The sequence below is a fragment of the Cohaesibacter haloalkalitolerans genome, from assembly GCF_003574655.1.
Lineage (GTDB): Bacteria > Pseudomonadota > Alphaproteobacteria > Rhizobiales > Cohaesibacteraceae > Cohaesibacter > Cohaesibacter haloalkalitolerans.
In genome coordinates, this window is record NZ_QNUM01000002.1 from 591831 (window position 1) to 608664 (window position 16834).

A 16834-nucleotide genomic window follows, 5' to 3' on the forward strand; every position below is an offset into this window, starting at 1 on the left:
CACGCTTTCAGAACCGACAGGGCCGGGCTGAATGGCCTTAAAGGATGCGAGCCACCTAGCGTGGCCCGAACAGCAGGGTGCGGGCTTCAAAAGCGCTGGCCAACGGACGTCCGAGCGCCCGTCCAATCTGTCCGAGCGCCTCGACCTGCTGTTGCTGGCTTGAAAAAACCTCACCCTCTACCGAGTGGATATTATATGCCCAACCGGGAGCGATCTGTCCACCCAGAGCAATCGCTGCGCTGAGGGCTGCCTTTTCCTGAAGCCCGTAGGCGGCCACTGACCAGCGCACAGCATCCAGAAGGTGCTGCTTTTCAAGCGCTGCGAGATATTTGCGCAAGGCATGCGGATTGCTCTGCGGCTCTTCTCCATCCTCACCCAGAATGAACAGAAGGGCGTGCTGCTCCTCCGGAATGACCCCATACTGGCGGAAGGCATAGAACCAGTCGATGTCAGTGTGGTCGGACATGGCGAACTGCACGCCGATCTTGAGGTCCTCGCACCCGTCCAGCAGATCACGAGCCTTGTCCTCATCCGCCTCGTCGCCATCGCGCGGGAACAGTTGGGCGAACGGCAAGAGACAGGCATCTGGTCGCGCCACCTCAAGCAGCGGCAAAGCAGCCTCCACCGCATTCGGCTGGTCCAGATCAAGCTCCAGCTGGATAAGGCAGCTCTCGCCAAGCGCTTCGCGCAGGGCCGCAACTGCTTCAGCTGAAAGGGCAGGCTCCAGCGTGGCCGCACCGCGCCCATCCCGGACGGAGAAGGAAAAAAGAGAAGCCCCTGCAGCCTTCGCCTGCTGCGCCTGAGCCTGCAATTCCGCCACTTTTATCGGGATGAAAACATGGTCACGTTTGGATCTTTTCAGTCCATTAACCGAAAAGGAGACAATCAAGGGTTTTGGTATTCCGAGCATGACGTGCTGCCCCAACAGTATCCGAAGTGGCAAGCACTTCATTGCATTATTATATTTCAATACCTTAACATGACCAATCGGCATATGAAGCGCCATTTTCATCTATCAACAAGTCATGATTGCAGCCTTGAGCCTTACCCCTTGGGCCAGAAGAGCAAGAGGCTTTTGCCAAACCGTCCCAACTTATGTATTAAGATGACAGAGTGTGGCGCAATCCGTCCGCGCTGCCTGCAAGCTGAGCCTTATCTGCCTTTGATGTTGAATGAAATGAGCCGTCATGACGCTGGATGACCTACGCCAAGAACTTTGGGACTCCTATGCCGACCTGTCACCCCAGATGAAGGTGGCAGCCTCCTATATTCTGGAAAACCCGGCCGACGTCGCCTTCAAGTCGGTGCGCCAACTGGCCAAGGCGGCCGATGTGCATCCCTCCACCGTGGTCCGACTGGCGCAGGTGGTCGGCTTCTCGACATTCGAGCCATTCCGGGCCGTATTCCAGCAAGGCGTGCAGGCACGGGACGTGCGCTTTGAGGACCGGGCGGCGGCCCTGCAGAAGGATAGCCGCTGGGACACCGAGTCGGACATCTTCTTCGAGATCGGCAAGGCGACCCTGGGCAACCTGACCAGCCTGTTCCAGCCGGATACGCAAAAGGCGGTGCAGCGCATCGCCCGGGCCATTCTGGAGGCCAAGCGGGTCTATGTTTCCGGCTATCGCTCGTCCTTTGCCTTCGCTCACTATCTGGCCTATGCGGGCCAGATCGCCATGCCCAAGATCCAGCTGCTGGAAAGCCCGGATGGATCGCATTTCGACGTATTGGGACAAGCGGACGAGCATGACCTGATCATTCTCTTCACCTTCGCGCCCTACGCCTCGGAGGGTGGCCGCCTGTTGACGGTTGCCAAGAAGCGCGGCTGCAAGATCGTAGCGATCACCGACACCATGTCCTCGCCTGCCGTACCCTACGCCAACATGGGCCTGTTCGTACCGATGACCGGACCGCAGTTGCTGCCCTCGCTGGTGCCTGCCGCTTCGGCCTGCGAGCTCATTCTGGCAGAATGCACGCGCCTTGGCGGCTCCGCCGTGGTCGACAACCTGCGCCGCTTCCGGGATCAGGTGCATGCGGTTGAGGGCTATCTCAGCCCGGTCGAACCCGCTGACGATCTCGATGAAGACGAGCTGTTCAATTCCTGAGCGTCTTTCCTCGCCCCCTGTCCGTCCATCCATTTGGCTCTTTGGGCCCAATTGGGGAGAAAGCCCTGCGTGTGGCAGGACTTTGTTTACCATAGAGGCAAAAAGACCACCGGGCAGAGAAAATGGTGCCCGCCGGACCCGAGCGATTAACCGCTTCTTGCCGCCTCTGGCGTTAGCCTGACAGTAACCTATCCCGCAAGTCAAAGCCTCCGCGTTACGGGCAAAGTTCAGGCGCTGTCACCATGAATGAAATCCATCCCTCTTCCGCAAACAACCAGCCTTCATCCGCATCCGCGCTGGCAGAGGCCCATGGAGCCCCAGACAGTGCACGATCCCGGCTAAAAAGCCATTTCAAAAATGCCCATGTCCATTTTTGCGCAGGCTGGTCCAGTGCCCTTTATACGGCGCTTCTATCCTGCAATATAGAACCCGGCGATGAAGTGATCATTCCCGCTCTGGCCCCGGCGGGTGTTGCCCATGCAGTGCTGCTTGCCAAGGCCAGGCCGGTGCTGGTCGATGTGGCTCCCGACACACTGCTTCTGGCTCCGGAAGCCGTGCTGGCAGCAATCACCGAACGCACCCGCTGCGTAGTGCTCTGCCACCTCTATGGCCAGGTCGCCCCTCAGGCCGCCCTGCATGAAGACCTAAGCCGGCGCTCCATTGCGCTTGTCGAAGATGGATCCGATGCCTTTCTGGCCCTTGGCGTGTGCGAACAACCGGCCGCCCATTGCGACCTGCTCGTGGGGTGTCTTCCCGGCATGCGCGAAGTAGAGGGAGAGTTGCCGGCCTTCATCGTTACACGCAACGCGTCGCATCATGCACGAATGTCCTACTGGACAGCCCAGCACGATGTCGCCGAGCGCCTGTTCCAGTTTGATGCTCCGGACATGGAAGAGGCACCCTATGTCGATCTGGTCAGCAGCCTCGACGAGACGCAGGATGCGCATTTCCAGACCTGCATTAGTTATAGCCTTAATACTCGGGAACTGATTGGCAAACAGGCAGCAATCTACGATGAAAGCTTTGCCGGACTGGGCTTGAAAACACTACCTCTGGATGAAATTGACGTCAGAATTTCGCAAAGCTTCCCTATCGCAGTAGACCCTGCCCTGAGAGACGCGCTGTTCGAATTGCTCTATCATGAAGGCTTCAAAGTCCACGTAACCTACCGCAATCTCGGCCAGTTGAAGTTCTTTCAGCGCTCAGAATCAGGCGACATTTTCCCGAATGCAGCGAGGTGGAGTGCCGGTGCAATCAGTTTACCCACAGGCAACAGGTTGTGTCGCAAGGAACAAATGCAACTCTGCGCAACAGTTAAAAATTTCTTGACGCTACAGCAGTCACGCGCCTAAATACCTTAGGTAATATACGTACACAAAAACATTGCCTGAGTAATGTATCAATAACTTCAATAATCTGGCATATATTCGGCGCAAGGGGTATTTTGTCCACCTTCATGCAAATGAATGGATTTATGATTAATATGTATAGGATTATTACAGTTCTAATCTTGTCAAAACGATCAATTTCTCCGTACCGACTATTGTATTAGTACGACTAAATTTCCACTTGTTTCCTCAAATCCGTTGCAGCAATCGGTTAAGCGATGTAAATTTTATGTAAGTAATATTTACAATCCGCATAAACGCTTGACCGGGGGGATATGATGGGCCGACCTAAAGAATTCGATTCCGAGACAGTACTTGAAGCCGCCACGAATTGCTTCTGGTCTGATGGTATCGTTCGCACTTCTATCAGTTCTCTTGTCGATGCCATGAAGATTCAACGATCAAGTTTCTATAACAGCTTCGGATCCCGCGAGGGTATTCTTGCAACTGTTCTTGATCGTTATCTGGAAAGCTCACCACTTCATGACCTGATGAAAGGTGGAGCGACTGGAGAGGATCAGCAACCAGACCTTGTATTGGTGGATCTGATCATGGATTTCAGTCATTTTCTGGCAGACAAGGGACGTGGACGCGGCTGTCTGATCTTCAACGGCCTCAGCGAACTGAATACCGAGGACCTGCAGTCCTATGAGCTTTTTCAGGACCAGTATGCGAACCTGACCGCAGGCCTTTCCAGACTGATCGAGCGCATCAGGAAAGAGGGCTCAGGTTCATCTGATATGGGCTCACTCAGCCTGCACCATGTCCTGACCATTCTCATTGGCCTTGCGCATTATTCCAAGCTGGACCCAACCGAAAATCGGCTGGCGACCATCGGTCTTGATCAGCTTTCGGGTCTATCTCCGCATTTCGCCAAGCTGATCGATCGGGAAGTCCGGTCGAGAAGCAGCTCGGAAGGCCTTCTCATGCAGGCCTGATCCCTGCGCTGACCGAGGCAGAAAAGAAACAAGCCCCCGGATGCTAGACCACGCATCCGGGGGCTTTTTTGTGCTGAACCAAACGTCGGGCCCATCTCTTGCGGGGTAGACTTTTCCAACGGGTTCACAAAGCGGAGCTGGTGACTTGAAATTTTGCCTCCGCTTGGACAGTCTTGACCAATCTGGTAATGAATCTCCAAAGTGATTCCCAAACGAAACGAACCTGACCATCGCCGTCCTGCGCGCATCGGCCCGGGTGCCTTCAAAGGACAAGCGCACCGGCCAAGACTATTCGTGCAGCCGGTGCAGGTCTTGTTTGCAATGAGGCAAATATGGAGTGGTCTCCACAGCAGGATGCAGCGCTCAAGGCGGTCGACAACTGGATCAGGAACGGAAACGAGCCGATCTTTCGACTGTTTGGCTATGCCGGAACGGGCAAGACGACCCTTGCGCGCCATCTGGCCGAAGGGATCAATGGCAGTGTGCTGTTCGGAGCCTTCACAGGCAAGGCAGCGCAGGTGCTGCGCCAGAAGGGCTGCCCCGGAGCCAGCACCATCCATGCCATGATCTACCGGCCGGACACCAGTGACGATGACGAGCGCGAGGAAGATGTTCCCGCCTTTGTCATCAACCGCGACAGTCCGGCCCATGATGCCGATCTGATCGTCATCGACGAATGCTCGATGGTTGACGAGATGCTTGGCTCGGACCTGCTCTCCTTCGGCAAGCCGGTGCTTGTTCTGGGCGATCCCGCCCAGTTGCCGCCTGTTTCTGGCGGCGGCTATTTCACGGACGCCGAGCCGGACATCATGCTCACCGAGATCCACCGTCAGGCACAGGACAATCCGATCATCCGTCTGGCTCAGGACGTCCGCGAGGGCCGCACCCCGGACTATGGCGACTATGGTGCCGTTCAGGTGATAGGGCGCCGAACGCTGGAGACCGATCAGGTGCTGGCCGCCGATCAGGTGCTCGTCGGGCGCAATGTGACCCGGCAGAAATACAACAATCGCCTCAGGGAGCTGAAGGATTTCGACGGCCCCTACCCGCAGGTGGGTGACAAGCTGGTGTGCCTGCGTAACAACCATCAGAAGGGGTTGCTCAACGGCGGCATTTGGATGGTCGACAAGGTCACCAGCCGCACCGGCAAGGACATCAAGATGCGGGTCTCGCCTGAGCTGGCCCACGAATTGTCGGGTCGGGTGGCGTTGAAGGTTCCCAAGGCCCTGTTCGAGGAACATGAAGGGGAAATTCCCTGGACCGTGCGCAAACAGGGAGACGCGTTCGACTATGGCTATGCGCTCACTGTGCACAAGGCACAGGGCTCCCAGTGGAACAATGTCATGCTGTTTGATGAAAGCTGGGCATTCAGAGATCACAGGACACGCTGGCTTTATACTGGCGTGACGCGCGCAGCCGAGAGCCTGACAATCGTGCGCTAGGCGAAGGCAGTTGGAACGGAAACGCCGGTCTGAGCCAGATCGGTCGTGCCATCTCCGGTGCGTCGGGTGACCGACTCACGCGGGGCCGGACCATAGTAATTGTCGGTGCGGACAAACGGACGATCCATCGAGGTGGCTGCCACGATCCGGAGATACATGTCCTTGGCGGAAAAAGGCTTGCGCAGAAACTCATGGACCCCCAACTGCTTGGCTTCCATGATGCGATGCTTTTCGGCATAGGATGAGATCATGATGATCGGCACGGTGCCCATCGGGTGGTTCGGGTTGCGCACCAGACGCACCAGTTCCGGGCCATCCAGAATGGGCAGAACCCAGTCGATGATCAGAATGTCCGGAGAAAGCTGCTCAAGCTTCTCCAGCCCGACACCGCCGTCTTCTGCCTCGAAGATCTCGCGAACACCCAGCCCCTGCAAAATGGTACGGATGATCGTGCGCATATACGCACTATCTTCTATGACAAGTACTCTCAAAGCAGAAAGAACCGTTACCGACATCACACACTCCGCACCCGCAAGTCATTTGCGGTGGCCTGCAGACAGACCGACTGTGCGGAAAGTATAAAAGCAAAGCGTTTAAGAATCTTTACTGCACATCTTGTCTCATCCGGCTTTATGCGCAGGCTTGCGGGCTGGAGCGCCTGCCGTGCCGCGCTCGGCAGTGGCTGCCGCACGTTCCTTCGCCACCTTGCGCCGCGCAACGAACAGCATGCTGCGCAAGGTCGCCAGATAGAGACCGGCATGGATCGCCTGCCAGCTCTCCTTGATGAAATATTTGGGATAGAAGACCAGCGCCGGTTCCTTTGGCAGTCCGGGGCGGCGCAGATGGCGGTTGCGGTAGCGCCCGGAGCCGATTTCATAGACCCCCGTTCCCCCCACCCGATAACCAAGAGTGAGACCGACGGTCCATGTGAAGTTGGTAACGGGTTTGACCGGATTGCGCAGGCCTTGCAGCATGATGCTCCACACCCGGCGCAGGGAATAGACGCGGGACACGATGCTCGGCCGCAGGCGCTTGACGGCGCTCTGGTCGAGGGTGTCGTGATCGAAGACGAAATGGCCCAGATCATAATTGTTGAGATCAGGGTCCATGTAAGTTCCCAGCTCATCAAGGCGCTTGTGATCCACCGAACCGGGCAGCGGCGTCAGAACCGACAGCGTGAAGATCTCGCCGGGATATTCGCTGACCAGCGTTTCAACGTTGCCGTATATCTTCTTTTCGGTCTCTCCGGGAAAGCCGATGATGAAGCCGGATATGGTGACCGCTCCATGCTCGTACCATGCGGCGAACATGTCCCGTACGTTGGCCGCGCGGTTGTGCTTCTTGCCGGCAGCCTTGATGGTCTCGGGATCGATGGATTCCAGTCCGAGGAAGACGTCGGTCACACCGGCTGCTGTGGCCTTTTCGATGAAACGGGGAATCTTGTAGGCAACAGTATCGGCCTCGATGATCAGCTCGTAGCGCAGCTTTGTCTTCTGGCGCATCTCGATGAGCTTGTCGAAGACCTCTTCCCAGCGCTTGTTGCGGGCGATGTTGTCATCGGACAGGAAGAAGGTCTTTACACCCTGGCTGGCATAGTCACGCACATAGTCGGCGATGGCCTGCGGGTCGCGCATCTGCATTTCGACCCCTTGCGTGTTGGGAATGCAGCAGAAGGTGCAGCGGAAGGGACAACCGCGACTGGTCTCGATGGGCACGACTCCGGTGAAGCTGCGCTTGATCGTCTCGATATCATAGGCAGGCATCGGCACATTGCGCAGATCCGGCAGGGCGCGCAGATAGTCATATTCCGGCTGCAGAGTGTCGGCTGCCAGATCCCTGACGAGCCCGTCGATATGGCCCTCGGCCTGACCGATGAACAGCGATACTCCCATGTCCAGAGCATCCTTCAGACCGTATTCATTGTTCTTGAACAGGGCCTTGATGCCGTTGACATGGACGCCGCCGATGACGACCGGAATATCATGGGCACGGAACATGCGGGCCAGATCAAGGGCACGGGGATAGAAGGCACTCAGCACGCCGGTCAGAAAGACCGCCCCCTTGCCTGCCTGTTTGATACGCTCAACGATACCTTCGACCGGCACCGGGCCAAAAATTTCATAATAGTCTTCGCAGGTGATCTTTTCGCCATCATCAAGCACACCGCGAGCGTTGCAATCGAGCAGGAGTGCCTTGACTGCGGCCTGCGCCTGTGTCGCCATGACAGGGCGCTTCCATTGCTGAACATAACCATCACTATCATAGCGAGACGGCGTTATAAGTGCGATATGCAGTGACATTGTTCAGCTCCCCAGCATGAATAAATAAGTATTTATATTTCTTGAATTTAATCCTTACACATTATTACCTATGTCAATTCTTCATTTATTCTGGCAAATGTCAAACTCTATCGGCACAACCTGTAATTAGGCATTGGATTGAGATAGGCGAGCGTCACCCTTGACGGCAGGCCATTTGATGGCTACAGCGTTCGGGAAGGACAAGATGACCGGATGCTTACGGGCGCCTTAACAATTTGTAAGCCTTGGGACAATTGACAAATCTCAAGATGTCAGCGCAAAGTGTCGGGTAAAGTTAGACCTATTAAAATAGGACCCGGGCCTGACACCAACCAATGAAGAAATGGCCCAGACCGGCCAGATTTCAGGCCAAATACCAAGACCGACCGGTTCGCTTACCTTGGACCAGAAACAAGCGGATATCAGTGATAATGCAGTATCTTGATTTTTTCGAAAGCGCCGTATCTTCCCTCAAGGAAGAGAAACGCTACCGTATCTTTGCCGACCTTGAACGGCAGGCAGGGCGATTTCCGCACGCAATCTGGCGCGCCGACAATGGATTGGAACGCGAAATCCTCGTCTGGTGCTCCAACGACTATCTGGGCATGGGACAGCATCCCGATGTGATTGAAGCCATGAGCGAAACCGCCCACAAGATGGGGACCGGCGCAGGTGGCACACGCAACATTTCGGGCACTAACCATCCGCTGGTCCAGCTCGAGGCCGAACTGGCCGACCTGCACAACAAGGAGGCCGCTCTGGTCTTTACCTCCGGGTTTGTGTCCAACGAAGCTGCCATTTCGACCATTGCCAAACTGCTGCCGAACTGCCTGATCCTGTCCGACGAACTCAATCACGCCTCAATGATCGCCGGGGTCAAGAATTCCGGTGTGCAGAAACAGGTTTTCCGCCACAACGACATGGAACATCTGGAAGAATTGCTGGCTGCTGCCGGCAAGGAACGTGCCAAGCTGATCGTCTTCGAATCGGTCTATTCGATGGATGGTGACGTTTCCCCGATCAAGGAAATCTGCGATCTGGCGGACAAGTACAACGCCATGACCTACATTGACGAAGTGCATGCTGTCGGCATGTATGGCCCTCACGGCGCCGGGATTGCCGAGCGCGAAGGTCTGATGGACCGCATCGACGTCATCGAGGGAACGCTGGCCAAGGCCTTCGGCACACTGGGCGGCTATATCACCGCACGGGCCCCGATCGTCGACGCCGTGCGCTCCTACGCGCCGGGCTTCATCTTCACCACAGCCATGCCACCGGCCATTGCCGCCGCGGCCTGCTGTTCGGTACGCCACCTCAAGCAGAGCCAGAGCGAACGCGACGGCCAGCAGCGTCAGGCCGAGCGCACCAAGAAGGTTCTCTCTGAAGCCGGTTTGCCGGTCATGCCTTCGGAAACCCACATCGTGCCACTGTTTGTCGGCGACCCGGACCTTTGCAAGAAGGCGTCGGACATCCTGCTCGATACGCACGGCATCTATATCCAGCCGATCAACTACCCCACTGTGCCCCGTGGCACGGAACGTCTGCGCATCACCCCTACCCCGTTCCATGACGACAAGCTGGTAGACGGGCTGTGCGAAGCGCTGAAGGATGTCTGGCAGCAGCTAAAGCTGCCGCTGATCGAGCCGGGCACCTTTCACGACCTGACCAAGCAGCCTGAACAGCAGGTCTTTCAGGCCGTAGGCGGCTAAGTTTCATTTTAGCTTTTTCCAGCTAAAACTCATAGCAAGCACCATTTGCCTTCGGGCATCTGGTGCTTTTTTGTGATCTCTTCTCCGTTGTGCCTTTTCGTCCAGCGCATCAGCCGTTGGAAAAACGGGTGGTAACAAGACGGAAGGCCAGCGCAAGAAAAATGGTGCCCGCAATATAGTTGAGCGCAATCTGGGCACCCCGCGTTTTTCTCAACCAGTCGCCAAGATATCCCGCGCAGAGCGAGATGAGGGAAAACACCAAAAGCGTGACGATATCAAAGATCATGCCAAGCATGAACAGCTGGAGGGAGACAGCCCCTCTTGAGGGATCGGCAAACTGGGGCAGGAAGGCAAGAAAGAACACGGCGACCTTGGGATTGGTGACATTCATCAGGATGCCACGCATGTAAAGCCTGCGCATGTTGAGGGTCGTCGGTTTGCCCTTTCCGCTGCCAAGCTCGCTGGCACCGGCCCTGAAGGCCTGAAACGCCAGATAGGCGAGATAGGAAGCACCTGCCAGCTTCAGAATGGTAAAGGCAATCTCCGAGGTGCGGAAGATGACCGACACACCGACCGCCACCAGCATCGTGTGCACCAGAATGCCCGTACAAAGACCAAGGGTCACGACCAGACCTACCTTGCGGCCGGACAGCGCCGACTGGGTGAGAATGAAGATATTGTCAGGCCCGGGCGCAAGGCCGAGCACGGCCGAGGTCACAATAAACAGACCGAGGGTCTCAAACGAGAAAAGCATGGCGGTTCCTCAGGCATTCAGCCCTTGCTCATCCGCAGAGGAGACACTGTCTTGCCCGAGAGGGTCTTCCGATTGCATCTTCTCGCGGTATTTCTTCCAGCTGATCCGCAGCCACCAGGCAGCGGCGGCGGCAATGGCAAATGCCGCCACAAAGCCCATGCCATCATTGGCAAGCTGGGCCAGATCGGCCAGACGGTCTGCAAAGTAATAGCCAACCAGCCCATAGGCCGCAACCCAGCAGGCCGCTCCAAACAGGGATGCCAGCGAGAAATGCAACCATTTCATCCGTGCTGCCCCGCACAGATAGTTCATCCATGGTCCCACCGGGCTGGCCACCGTATGAGCGATCAGCACCGCCAGTACCCCGCGCTTGTTCAGAAGGCGTTCGGCGCGATTGACCATCGGGGCGACGCGGGCGGATTTGCGAAAGCGATCCATGAGGCCAGGGCCCGCCAAATGAGCCACATGAAAGGCCATCTGATCGCCGAGCAGGAAGCCGACATAGGCCGCCGCCATCGCCGTGTAGAGGTCGATGTCACCGGACGAGGCAAAAGACCCGGCAGCGATCATCAGCATGGAGCTGGGCAGAGGCACGGCCATGGCACCAAGCGTCAATGTCACGAAGATGACCCACAGACCGTAGGTCGGAATAAGAGCGAGAATGGTGTCAATCATGGCCCTTTCCGCTCCGCTGCGGGCTTTGGTGGTTTTGGAGGCTTTGGCGGCTTGGGTGGCTGTTGCTGTTTCTGCTGCTCGATGAACTCGACCTTGGCCTTGCGCACCCGGGCCTCCAGCTCGTTGAGCGAGATACCCATGCGGGCCGCGATTTCGCCGACATGCACCCGACGGCCTTCGGTGTCGCCAATCCCCATGACATCAAAGATCACCTCGCGCGGCAGCTCGTAGCTCATGCCGACATAGCGCGGCGTCATCCAAGGCTCAAGGGCCTGATTGCGATGGGCAGGATCGTGAAAATATAGGAAGCGATCGACAAAGCGGACGCCAAAAAACACCAGCAGCACCAGCGCCAGAACAAAAACCGAAAGAGCAATCGGCTGTTCTTTCCAGAAATATCGCAAAGCCTTGAGCATTTTGCGTTCCTTTTCCCTAGCCGAAGGAGATCACCCCTCCTTCAGTCCATCCCGACCTTTGCGGGTGCCTTTGGCGGACAGGATCCTGGCTTGTTCTTCCGGTTCGAGATCGGAATCATCCAGAATGCGATAGGCCGCGCCCTGCAGGTCTTCATATTGATTGGACTTCAAGGACCATAGAAAGGCAATGAGACCAAGTGCACCAAGCCCCAGGGCAATGGGAATGAGAAAGAACAGAACGTTCATGTTGCTGCGGCTCCTGTGGTGCGTTACCCGGGGAAATGCCATGCGATGCTCTATTGGTAGCAAGCAGACAGGGTCAATGAAACGGGAAATTTGTAACCAATGTTATCTGTCTGTGTCGCCCGCTGACCGGTCGGCAAGGGCTTCGTCGAAGCCGCCATTATCGGTGAACCACGGGTCGCTTCTGGCGCGGGCGCGCAGGGCATTGATGGTAACCACCAGCGAAGAACCGGACATGGCGAGCGCTGCAATCAGCGGCGTGACAAATCCGGCGATGGCAAAAGGCACCGCCACGATGTTGTAAAGGGTCGCCAGAAAGAGATTCTGTTCCATGATGCGGCGGGCGCGTTTGCTGATATCAAGAACCTGCAACACAGGCGCAAGCCTTTCGCCCAGAAACAGCGCATCGGCAGCAGCCTGACTGACATGGGCAGCGGTGACCGGTGACAGCGACACATCGGCACTGGCAAGCGCCGGGGCATCATTGAGCCCATCGCCGACCATCATCACCCTCTTGCCCTTGGTCTTTTCAGCCTCGATGAGAGCGATCTTGTCAGTCGGGGAAATACCTGCGTGATAGCGCTCGATGCCCAACGCGTCGGCGATATCGCTCACGGCGCGGCGTTGATCGCCGGACAGGATCATCAGTTCGAGACCGCGCGCCTTGAGGCTGTCGACCACGGCCTTCGCATCAGAGCGCAATTGTTGCTCGAGGGCAAAGACCACCGGTTTGCGCTCACCACGCCGGAAGGCGATCAGCGAGGCCTGCGGGTGGGCGTTGCGCACCTCGGCGGCTTCCGCATGGGCAGAGCAGAAATCAATCGAGCCAAGCCGCAGCAATTCGCCTTCGTGGCTGACTTCAAGCCCCTTGCCCTTCTGTTCGGCCGCCTCTTCGAGTGGCCGCACGGTGCGATCCATAGCGGCAAGGGCAGCGGACAGTGGATGGCTCGAAGCCTTGGCAAGTGCGATGGCCAGCTTCAGGGTTTCTTGATCACAGGCATCCGGATTGACCAGACCTGAGGTCGGGCGGGTCAGGGTGCCGGTTTTGTCGAACACCACCAGATCGACCTTGGCGAAGCGCTCAAGGGCATCGGACCGGTTGAGCAGGACCTGATTGCGGAAGAGCGAACCCGATGCGACGACCTGCACTGCCGGAATCGCCAGCCCGAGCGCACAAGGGCAGGTGATGATCAACACCGAGATGGCAATGACCAGCGAGGGCTGCCAGCCGATACCGTAGATCCACCAGCCAGCGAAGGTAATCGCTGAGGCCGTATGCACGATCGGGGCGTACCATTCAGCAGCCCTGTCGGCCAACTGGCGATAGCGTGACTTGGCCTCCATGGCATCATCAATGAGCCGGTTGACCTCATCGAGCAGGGTTCCCTTGGCCGCGGCGGTGACCGAAATGGTCAGGGCGTTTTCGCCATTGAGCGTGCCGGCATAGACGGCATCACCTTCGGCCACCTTGACCAGCAGGGTTTCGCCGGTAACAAGGCTCTGGTCGATTTCGGAGGCACCCGAAAGGACGGTTCCGTCAACGGAGACGCGCTCTCCGGGCCGGACCAGCACACGGTCGCCGGGCTCCACCTTGGAGAGCGGCACTTCGCGCAAGGCACCATCAGCGAACAGCTTCATCGCCGTTTCTGCCTTGAGCGCGGTGAGATTTTCTGCAAAGGCGCGGGTCTTCAGCCGCATCATCTGATCAAGCCAGCGGCCAACCAGAAGGAAGAACAGCAGCATCAGGGCACTCTCGAAATAGGCTTCCGCCTGATGCTGCACCGTTTGCAGCACCGAGAGGAACAGCGCCAGAATGACCCCGATGGAAATCGGCACATCCATGTTGAGATGCCCCTTGCGCAGCACCCGCCAGGCGGAGCTGAAGAAGGGCTGACCGGCATAGGCGGCGGCAGGTAAGGTTATCACCGCCGACAGCCAGTGGAAGAAATCCCGCGTCTCGGGCGTGATGTCGGATACATTGCCCGACCAGACCGAGATTGACAGCAGCATCACATTCATCGCGGCAAAGCCTGCCACGGCAAGCGCCCGCAAGAGACGTTGGCCCTCGCGCTTTTCCTCGGTCTTGACGCGGCCGGGATCGAACGGATGGGCGCCATAGCCCAGATCGGCCAGCCGCCTCAGCAGCTTCTCCGGATCGGTCTCCGCCGGGTTCCAGGTGACGGCTAACCGGTGGGAGGATAGATTGACACGGGCGTTGCAGACCCCTTCCAGATCCATCAAGCCCTTCTCTATCCGCGTCATGCAGGCCGGGCAATAGATCCCCTCGACGGCCAGAGCGAGCTTTTCGCTACCGTCAGGCAGGCTCTCGGAAAAAGCCGACCAGTCGCGTTCGATGGTTTGATGTACGGTCATGGCAAAACCCTTGCCGACTATTCGAGCGCTATGGTTTCATTCGTCTGGAAGCGTGGCTGCCCGTCTTGCATGGCTTCGAGCTTGATACGCCAACGTCCCGGCTCAAGAGTGCCGATTTCGCCCTGATAGACACCATCGCCAGAGGCGACGAGGGTCAGCTTGTGGTCGAAATCCTCGGTCACCACCCGGCCGACATTGGCCTCGACGGTCAGATCCGTCAGCGGCTTACCGTCCTTGTCCTTCGCCTCAAGAACAAGAAAGACACTCTGCTGGCTGCGCTTGAGTGCCATTTCCATGTGCCAGTCGCGCTCTTTCTGGGCTTCCGCTTCAGCCAGCGTCCTGTTGTAATTCTGGCTGGCCTGATAGGGGCTGTCCTCTACAACACCTGGCCATGTGGAGCGGGCATAATAGACAAAGAAGCCGTTGGCAACAAACATCACCCCGAAAAAGCCGAACAGCCAGAGCAGCACATGCCAGCCAGTCAGTTTCTTTTCGCGTTTGCCAGATGATACTGCCATTGATCCTGCCTCTTGATCGATGCTCATTCGGATTTATCCTTAGCCATTATGCGCGTTGGTTGCCAGAAATAAAGAGAGGCTTTGGAGCAAGATCGTCCCGCGTGTTCCATTTTCGACACCAGATACCGGCATCGGCTGACACACGGGACTTCAAGCCAAAGCCCCTTCACCTTGTCTTCAAGACCCCTTATGGCGCCTTGAAATAGTCGGTCACGGTCTGGGATTCTCCGGTTACGGTATCCTTGACGTTGAAGCCGATCTGCTGGGATTTGTCCAGTTTGGCCTTGGGTGGCGCAAAGACCTGAACACGCAGTTCCTTGGTGATGTCCTGATCGATCGGAATGATCATCGAATCCGGATCAGAGCTCTCGATGCCCACCGCCTTCATGGTGAAGCCTTCGGGCACACCGACCAGAGACATTTCGAACTCCCTGTGGGTGGAAGCCTTGTTGATCAGGCGAATGGTATAGCCATTGCGGATCGCACCGTCAGAAAGGGTCACGAACAGCGGATTGCGGTCATGCAGGACATTGAGATCGACCAGCTGACGATTGAGCAGCGTGTAGAGCATCAGACCGCTGACCAGAGAGATCATCGCTATATAGATGATCGTGCGCGGCCGGATAAAGCGGTAGATGCTGTCCTTGCCTTCCAGATGGCGCTGGATGTTGATGTCGGTGTCATAGTCGACCAGACCGCGCGGCTTGCCGATCTTGGCCATGACACTGTCACAGGCATCGATGCAGAGGCCACACTGGATGCAGGCGAGCTGGGCACCGTCGCGGATGTCGATGCCGGTCGGGCAGACCGCGACGCACTGGCCGCAGTCGACGCAATCGCCAGCGGGCAGCCCTTCCGAGGCACGGGCCTTCATTTTCTTCAGTGAGCCGCGTGGTTCACCCCGGTCACGGCGATATGTGACATTGAGCGCCCATTCGTCGGTGAGCGCGGCCTGAATGCGTGGCCACGGGCACATATAGACGCAGACCTGTTCACGCATGTGTCCGGCCATGATGTAGGTTGTCGCGGTCAGGATGCCGATCCAGACATAGGCCACCATCGGGGCCTGTCCGAAGGCGAGCTCCTTGACCAGCGTCGGTGCATCGGCGAAATAGAGTACCCACGCACCACCGGTCCACCAGGCGATCATCAGCCAGATGACATGTTTGGAAAGCAGCTTGCCAACGCGCTTGCCGGTCATCGGCTGGCGGTCTGCCTTCATGCGTTCACGACGGTCGCCCTCGATCCAGCGCTCCACCAGCATGAACAGATCCGTCCAGACGGTCTGGAAGCACATGTAACCGCACCAGACGCGCCCGGCAAGTGCGTTCATCAGAAACAGACTGAGCGCGGCTAGGATCAACAGACCGGTAAGATAATAGACTTCCTGCGGCCAGATCTCGATAAAGAAGAAATAGAAGCGGCGGGCCGGGAAGTCGATCAGGACAGCCTGGTCAGGGGCATTCGGTCCGCGATCCCATCGCACGAAGGGCAGGAAATAGTAAATGCCGAGGGCAAAGATCATAAAGGCCCATTTGAAATTCCGGAACCGGCCCTTGACGCTCTGCGGATACACCTTCTTTGCAGTAGCATAGAGCTGCATGTCACCAGGGCTGTTGTCCGAGCTGGTCTCTGGGGCATCAACCGTCATCTTCTGTCTCCTCGAAATGGTCTCCGGAATGACCTTCCCAGACCGGCCTCTCGCTGCCGGCTTCCTCTCAGATCATTCCCACCGCATTCCGACCCTTCAGTCAGCCTGCGGCCGGGTCCCGGGCTGGCCGTCATCGGTCCTTGCGGGACATGGTCTCCAAGTCTCTACCTCAACCCGGTCCTTCATGGAACTCCTCAGGGTTTTGTCATCAAGACTGAGAACCCAAAGTAATTCGCATGTGATTTACCAGTATTTGGCCAAAAAAATAGCCAGTCATTCTTGTTCTACAGAAGAGTGGCTGCAAATTTTAGGAAAAATACCGAGA

At 57.2% G+C, this 16834-nt stretch carries 15 protein-coding genes and 1 pseudogene; 6 read left to right on the plus strand and 10 right to left on the minus strand.

Translation table 11 applies throughout. The features are described from left to right. Positions 1–55: 55 nt before the first annotated feature. Positions 56–910, minus strand: coding sequence for a 3-keto-5-aminohexanoate cleavage protein (locus DSL70_RS06605; protein WP_162916412.1), 855 nt, complete (start codon positions 908–910; stop codon positions 56–58). A gap of 277 nt (positions 911–1187) precedes the next feature. Here DSL70_RS06605 and DSL70_RS06610 point away from each other — a divergent pair, with 277 nt between their 5' ends. The 5 genes and pseudogenes from DSL70_RS06610 (at position 1188) to DSL70_RS06625 (ending at position 5870) form a co-directional block, all read left to right on the plus strand. Then, positions 1188–2102 (plus strand): MurR/RpiR family transcriptional regulator, encoded by a 915-nt coding sequence (locus DSL70_RS06610; RefSeq protein WP_119307084.1) that lies wholly within the window; start codon positions 1188–1190, stop codon positions 2100–2102. Between the two features lie 242 nt (positions 2103–2344). Next, a complete protein-coding gene (locus DSL70_RS06615) occupies positions 2345–3454 on the plus strand; it encodes a DegT/DnrJ/EryC1/StrS family aminotransferase (protein ID WP_119307085.1) in 1110 nt (369 codons plus the stop codon). A gap of 314 nt (positions 3455–3768) precedes the next feature. Then, positions 3769–3924: pseudogene (locus DSL70_RS22875) on the plus strand (TetR/AcrR family transcriptional regulator); the annotation flags it as partial. A 117-nt stretch (positions 3925–4041) separates the two neighbouring features. After that, entirely contained in the window at positions 4042–4428 is a 387-nt protein-coding gene (locus DSL70_RS22555; protein ID WP_245418109.1) for a hypothetical protein, read from the plus strand. Positions 4429–4760: 332 nt separating this feature from the next. Continuing rightward, positions 4761–5870: an ATP-dependent DNA helicase gene (locus DSL70_RS06625; protein WP_119307087.1), complete on the plus strand. Its 1110-nt coding sequence runs from the start codon at positions 4761–4763 to the stop codon at positions 5868–5870. On the opposite strand, the gene DSL70_RS06630 is transcribed toward DSL70_RS06625, so the two are convergent. Both DSL70_RS06630 and DSL70_RS06635 read right to left on the minus strand, forming a co-directional pair. Continuing rightward, on the minus strand, positions 5867–6385 hold the full coding sequence (locus DSL70_RS06630) for a response regulator transcription factor (RefSeq protein WP_119307088.1): 519 nt from the start codon (positions 6383–6385) through the stop codon (positions 5867–5869). The two genes, DSL70_RS06625 and DSL70_RS06630, sit on opposite strands and share 4 nt — an antisense overlap. Positions 6386–6490: 105 nt before the next feature. Continuing rightward, positions 6491–8170 carry a B12-binding domain-containing radical SAM protein gene (locus tag DSL70_RS06635; RefSeq protein ID WP_119307089.1) on the minus strand — a complete coding sequence of 560 codons (1680 nt, stop codon included), beginning with the start codon at positions 8168–8170 and terminating at the stop codon, positions 6491–6493. A 431-nt stretch (positions 8171–8601) separates the two neighbouring features. Between DSL70_RS06635 and hemA the strand changes: the two genes are divergently transcribed. Beyond that, the gene (hemA, locus tag DSL70_RS06640; RefSeq protein WP_119307090.1) at positions 8602–9879 is read left to right on the plus strand and encodes a 5-aminolevulinate synthase; all 1278 of its coding nucleotides are present in this window, start codon (positions 8602–8604) and stop codon (positions 9877–9879) included. Positions 9880–9988: 109 nt separating this feature from the next. Here the strand turns inward: hemA and DSL70_RS06645 are convergent, their stop codons facing one another. The 7 genes from DSL70_RS06645 to ccoG form a co-directional block, all read right to left on the minus strand. After that, on the minus strand, positions 9989–10633 hold the full coding sequence (locus tag DSL70_RS06645; RefSeq protein ID WP_119307091.1) for a LysE family translocator: 645 nt from the start codon (positions 10631–10633) through the stop codon (positions 9989–9991). 9 nt (positions 10634–10642) lie between these two features. Next, positions 10643–11308, minus strand: a complete 666-nt coding sequence (locus tag DSL70_RS06650; RefSeq protein WP_119307092.1) for a DedA family protein — start codon at positions 11306–11308, stop codon at positions 10643–10645. After that, positions 11305–11724 carry a hypothetical protein gene (locus DSL70_RS06655; protein WP_119307093.1) on the minus strand — a complete coding sequence of 140 codons (420 nt, stop codon included), beginning with the start codon at positions 11722–11724 and terminating at the stop codon, positions 11305–11307. Before DSL70_RS06655 ends, DSL70_RS06650 begins: the two co-directional genes overlap by 4 nt. A 30-nt stretch (positions 11725–11754) precedes the next feature. Then, positions 11755–11970: a cbb3-type cytochrome oxidase assembly protein CcoS gene (gene ccoS / locus DSL70_RS06660; protein WP_119307094.1), complete on the minus strand. Its 216-nt coding sequence runs from the start codon at positions 11968–11970 to the stop codon at positions 11755–11757. Positions 11971–12072: 102 nt separating this feature from the next. Further along, positions 12073–14340, minus strand: a complete 2268-nt coding sequence (locus tag DSL70_RS06665) for a heavy metal translocating P-type ATPase (protein ID WP_119307095.1) — start codon at positions 14338–14340, stop codon at positions 12073–12075. A 17-nt stretch (positions 14341–14357) separates the two neighbouring features. Next, positions 14358–14885 carry a FixH family protein gene (locus DSL70_RS06670; RefSeq protein WP_119307096.1) on the minus strand — a complete coding sequence of 176 codons (528 nt, stop codon included), beginning with the start codon at positions 14883–14885 and terminating at the stop codon, positions 14358–14360. 160 nt (positions 14886–15045) lie between these two features. After that, positions 15046–16509, minus strand: a complete 1464-nt coding sequence (ccoG, locus tag DSL70_RS06675; protein ID WP_119307097.1) for a cytochrome c oxidase accessory protein CcoG — start codon at positions 16507–16509, stop codon at positions 15046–15048. Between the last annotated feature and the right edge of the window lie 325 nt (positions 16510–16834).